This window comes from Piscirickettsia litoralis (genome assembly GCF_001720395.1).
GTDB classification, from domain to species: Bacteria; Pseudomonadota; Gammaproteobacteria; order Piscirickettsiales; family Piscirickettsiaceae; genus Piscirickettsia; species Piscirickettsia litoralis.
On sequence record NZ_MDTU01000012.1, the window covers coordinates 1 to 3,175 of the forward strand.

Here is a 3,175-nt window from a genome sequence, read left to right on the forward strand (position 1 = left end):
CCGTAACTTTACTCATTACAACGATGTTCTTTTAGTATATAAAACATTTCGATATCGTTTTCTGCTGAAGGTTGAAGGTTATGAGAGATCTCCGAATAGAGGTGCTAGGCTTTAGCGCTAGGTTAATATTTAAGAACTTAGAATTAAAAAAATATTTTAGTATAGCAGTGATAAGGTAACTCTTTATGCATGACGTATGGAAATGTTGAATTTTGGGGTAAGGATAAGTTCAATGGATGAGATCCACCAAATTGTACACTATAATTTTACACAGTATTTATTATTGGGAGTTCATCATATGAAGAAACTGCTATTTATATTCGCATTCATGTTTGTTATCTCTTGTCAAAATGTAATTTCAGCAAAATTACCAGACGATGGTAATTTGCATATTTATTTTTGTGGTACAGGAGTCCCAAATCCAAGTAACCAATGGTTAAGACATCCTGCTTGTTTAGCCATTAGCTATGAAAAAAAGCTTTTTTTAATTGATACAGGTGCAGGTTCTTCGTTGCGACTTGGTGAGATTGGTTTACCTGTGGGTAAGATATCCCGGGTTTTCTTAACACATTTGCACTCAGACCACTTTGCGGGTTTAGGTTCAATTATTAATGAATCTTGGGCGTTTGGAAGAAAATCAGAGCTTAATGTCTATGGGCCTTACGGTTTAAATCAAGTTCTCAACGGAATTAAGGATAGCTACCAACCAGATACTTGGTTTCGATCGATAAATCAGCAGGGTTTGTTAAACCCTAATTTATCTCATGCTACTGGGAATATTATTGATATCGGAACTGAAAAAAGTAAACTAGTCTGGAGTGATAAGACTCTTAGTATTACCGCTTATCCCGTGCATCATGAGCCTGTTTTTCCTGCATTTGGTTATATGTTAAAGTATAAGAGTTGTAAAATATTCGTGACAGGTGATACACATGTATTTGAAGCTGAACAAGAAATGTTTAATAATGCAGATGTTGTTATTAGTGAAGCCATGAGTAGACCTCTACAAGAAGAAAGATTGAAAAAGTCTAAAAAAATAAGTGAAAGTCAATATGAACATTGGAAACGAGATGATCATTATCACTCAGATACCATTGATTTAGCCAAACTTGCAGAAAAAGCAAAAGTTAAACATCTCTATCTAACACACCTAATTCCTTCAATTAGTGAGTCTGAGGCAGATAAGGCTAAGTTTACAGCGGGGATGAAAAATTACTATTCTGGTATACTTAACGTTGCTGATGACATGGATGAAATTATAATAAAATCAAATGGTAGTGGTTCTTGTGAAGTAAAAAATATTAAGGTGAATAAAGTTAAGGGTTGATACTTCTGCCATACTAGCATAGGTCCATTACGTGGGCCTATGTTTGAGGGCGAGAAAGAGAGTATATTCGATTCAAGAGTGCTGTGCGTGCGACAAGAATGGGTAAAAGTAAGCCAGCGTGGAGTGATGATTTTTTAGAAGAGTTTCACAACGATTGTGAGACAAAGAAAACTAAAAATGTAGACCGATATCAGCAAGCACAGAATAAGTGATTTATACCATTGTCTATGATGTTTGCTTTTCTTTCGAGCGAAAACAAGTTGTTTAAGATTTTACGCAAGAATTCATCAAATAACCAATTAGGTAGCGGCCTTTGTTTTCGTGTAGGTGTCAAAAACGAAAGGCCACAAAAGTTTGAACCGCAGTATAAAAACGCTGTTACAGCAAAAGATTCAAACGGTTTGAGGATACACAAAACTGCCAATAATAACCACAGTAGAAATAAGGTGTTTTGTGAAAAAAAGAGAGTGCTTGTCGAGGCACACTCTCTTAAAAACATAGGGTCATGTTAAATCCCGGTCAATCGTTGAAAACATGAGGGAAAACAACGATTAACTGCAAATTATGCTAACAGATGGAGAACCCAAAGTGAAGGCCGAGACAGTAGTAACAGCATTTTATGAGAAGACTAGTAAGTTAGACGGTATGCCTTTTCACAAGGCGCACAACGGAATCACGCGGCCAGAAATTGGCGCATCATTGGCATTTGCTGAGCGTATGGCATCGCTGGCGTTTCAAGTGAGATATTTGAATGAGCACCGTTATATTCCCGAATTAAAAAGACTGCTTTTATCGACTATTCGCAAAATGTTCAATCTTAGGGAGGAAACCGCGAGGAAGTACGCAGCACTGGCGATTCAAGAAGTGTGTTTAAGTGATATGTGTAAGAGCTGTGAAGGGCGTGGCTATGTGGCCAGCCGATTTAAACAGCGTAAAGTGCAAAAGCTAACCGATGAAAAAAAGCGTTGGTGGAGCTTAGAAGTTGATTACCATAAAGGGTTAACAGATATACAAGAGCTATCAGACAAGCACAAGTTAGAATTTGTAGATGTACGTTGGTATGTAATAAAACAAGAGTATAAGAAGCTACAAGAAGGGAAAGAGGCTACAGTGGGCTTTTACTCCTATCAGAACCTATTAAGTGAACTAGCAGATAAACATGGTATAGAGTTAAATACGCTTTTAGGTGAAATTCAGAAATGGAAAAAAGAAGAAGTGCAGACTAAGAAGTCAGAACCAAAACCTAAAATGATTGCGGTGGATTACAATACAGAGTGCAATAAATGTAATGGCTCTGGTTATGGTCGAATGTTAGATAAAGAAAGGGCGGATTTTTTGGGGGTGGCAGCACCAACTTTTAAAATTAAACATAAAGAGCGTTATGGCAAGGTATATCTAAGGTTGAGGGATTCATTGCAGAGTATAAAATGTCATTAATATTTAGGGGGTGGAAAAAAAATTTGCAAAAGGCTAATTTTTGCGTTAAATTTAGAGCCTAAATTGATATTATAGACATACTGCATTTCAAAGAAGACCAGCCACTCAGAGCTGGTTTTTTTATGCCTAAAATTTATCCAAGGAGTAAACGTGTATATTGATGAGGAAGTAGATAAATTTCAAAGAAAAATGATATTTTCCAGTGCTGTAGTGATTGTATGTAGCAGTATATCGCTTGTGTGCAACCAGGGTCTTTTGTTTTTTAGCTGAAGTTTTTAGGGGGTGGATTAGCCCATTTAAAAAATTATGATTGATAACGACCACATTTTGAAATGGTTTGGTCTGTTGGTTCTGTGCTGGTTCGGCGCAATTGCTCATTACATAAAATACCTAAGCGAAACAAAAGAGAAG

The 3,175-nt window shown here is 36.6% G+C and carries 2 protein-coding genes; both read left to right on the forward strand.

Annotated elements, in window-relative coordinates:
- Positions 1-298: 298 nt before the first annotated feature.
- Positions 299-1,327, forward strand: coding sequence for an MBL fold metallo-hydrolase (locus BGC07_RS19000; RefSeq protein ID WP_158007032.1), 1,029 nt, complete (start codon positions 299-301; stop codon positions 1,325-1,327).
- A 564-nt stretch (positions 1,328-1,891) separates the two neighbouring features.
- On the forward strand, positions 1,892-2,764 hold the full coding sequence (locus tag BGC07_RS19010) for a hypothetical protein (RefSeq protein WP_069314629.1): 873 nt from the start codon (positions 1,892-1,894) through the stop codon (positions 2,762-2,764).
- The last annotated feature ends 411 nt before the right edge of the window (positions 2,765-3,175 follow it).

Bases quoted from the DNA above. Each gene is read 5' to 3' on its own strand.
- BGC07_RS19000 (WP_158007032.1), top strand. From the start codon at position 299: ATGAAGAAACTGCTATTTATATTCGCATTCATGTTTGTTATCTCTTGT.
- BGC07_RS19010 (WP_069314629.1), top strand. From the start codon at position 1,892: ATGCTAACAGATGGAGAACCCAAAGTGAAGGCCGAGACAGTAGTAACA.